Source organism: Micromonospora sp. BS32, from assembly GCF_059089345.1.
Window position 1 is genome coordinate 1 of record NZ_JBSSHR010000049.1, and the last position, 2,071, is coordinate 2,071.

At 69.5% G+C, this 2,071-nt stretch carries 1 protein-coding gene; it reads right to left on the reverse strand.

Annotation, left to right across the window (positions count from 1 at the left end; all coding sequences use genetic code 11):
- Positions 1 to 638: 638 nt before the first annotated feature.
- A complete protein-coding gene (locus tag AC5RWQ_RS30145; protein WP_494285990.1) occupies positions 639 to 1,706 on the reverse strand; it encodes an IS110 family RNA-guided transposase in 1,068 nt (355 codons plus the stop codon).
- Positions 1,707 to 2,071: the final 365 nt, after the last annotated feature.

The window sequence follows — 2,071 nt, forward strand, 5'->3', positions numbered from 1 at the left end:
GCTGCGATCAAACCAGGCCGATCCGCCGAGGCATATGCCCGGTCGCACCGGGCGACCTGACGACTGCCTCATGCCCGCCTCCACCGGAAGTAACTCGCGTCCGCGCATCGGCGGGCAGGCCACCGCGAACAGCAGAGTCGCGGCCGGTGTCACCGAACGTGTCCGGCACGGTAAGGGCCGGTGTAACCCTTCAAGTGAAGTCAGCGTGTAACGCGTCAACCGGAGTACGACAGCCGGCTGCCGGCGGAGTTGACGCTCCTATTTTCTGTCAAGGTCGTTCTGATGCTGGTTCCGAGCGGACTGGCAGCGCCTGGTTTTAGGCTCGTGCGACGACGAGGACCTGAAAGGGGGTCGGGTGAGTGAAGGACGCTGGCCTGCGGATGAGGTGGGCGCAGGCAGTCAGTGGCAGGACTGGTTGGACGCTGTCGACGAGCTTGGTGCAGATCCGAGTGTCGAGGCATTCGAGGGCGTCGTGGCGGCAGCTGTGGCTCTGTTGGCAGCGTTGACTCCTCCGCCTGGGTCTCCACGCCCGGGTCCGAACCGGTTGGCGGCCTTGGTCGAGCACTGGGGGGTGCCCGTGGACGCGATGCAGCCCTCGAGCAGTCGGCAGGCGGAAACCCCGCCCGAGGATGGAGACGTCAGCCGGTAGCGGTGGCCGCGGATAGTGCGTGATCCATCGGCTGGGATGCGAGCAGGCGGAACGTCTCGCGGGCTACGTAGCGCTTGAGGCACCGCATGATTTCAGTCTTGGTCTTCCCCTCAGTGGTGCGGCGGGCAACGTAGTCCTTGGTGGGTTGGTGGCAGCGCATGCGGACCAGGGTGATGCGCCAGAGGGCACTGTTGGTGTCGCGGTCGCCGCCGCGGTGCTGGCGGTGTCGGTCGGTGCGTCCGGAGCTGGCGGGGATGGGGGCGTCGCCGCAGAGCCGGGGGACGGCAGCCTCCGAGTGGAGCCGGGCGGGGTTGTCGCCGGCGGTGACGAGCAGTTGTCCAGCGGTGTCGACGCCGACGCCGGGCAGGGCGACCAGATCCGGGGCCGCGGCGGTGACGAGGGCGGTCAGGTGGCTGTCGAGGTCGTCGATCTCGGCTTGAAGGGCGAGCCAGCGGCGGGCGAGGCTGCGCAGCGCGACTTTGGTGGCGGTGGCCGGGTCGGTCACCGTGCCAGGCCTCAGGGCGGCGCAGACGCGGATGCGGTGCTTGCCGGCCAGTCCGCGCACGAGCTGCCTGACGGGTTCAGGTGCTGAGACGATGAGTGCGTCGAGTTGACCGCCTGCTTGGATGCGGGCCTTCATCGCTCCGCGTCGGGCGACGCGCAGCGCACGGATCATCTCGACCTCGGCGTCGCGGGTCTTCGGGGTGCCGCTGGCGCGGCCGGACAGCACTGCTCGGGCGGCGGCTTCGGCGTCGATGGTGTCGGTCTTGCCGATGCGGCGGCGGGTGGAGCGGTCCGGGCGGTCGACCTCGACGACGGGCAGTCCGTAGTCGGTCAGGAACCGCAGCAACCCGGCGCCGTAACTGCCGGTGCCTTCCATGCCGACCTTGACGACCGTGCCGAAGGACTCGGCCCAGGTCGCCAGCTGCGCATAGCCGCGGACCGTCGTCGGGAAGCTTCTGGTGCCCAGCACCCTGCCGGCCTGGTCCAACACTGCGGCTACGTGCACGTCCTTGTGGGTGTCCACCCCCACGGTGACGTCCTGGTCCTCGCTCACTCTGCCTCCTACCTGCTGCGTCGAGGGGAAGGGTTCGGCCGCTGAGCACGAGGAAAACGCTGGACAGAACGGGGATGAGGGACGAACCCGAGCTCCTAATCAGGTCACCACGCCGGCCCGTGCACGCGCCGAGACAGGTGCCCCCGCCGACCGGGTCGAGGGGTCCAATCCAGGGCACGGGAGCCAGTTCAACGTCGGGTCAGGCCCGGCCAGCGGGGACACCGTCACCAGAATCCCCGTTCAAAGTTTCTGTACGTCTTCAAGGCGGCCCTGAACGGGCCGCACGCGCCGCCGCCAGGGCGCGCGCCGGCCGCTGCCGCTGTCGCTCTGCGGCCGTCACGCCTGATGCCCGGCGGCTGGCGCGG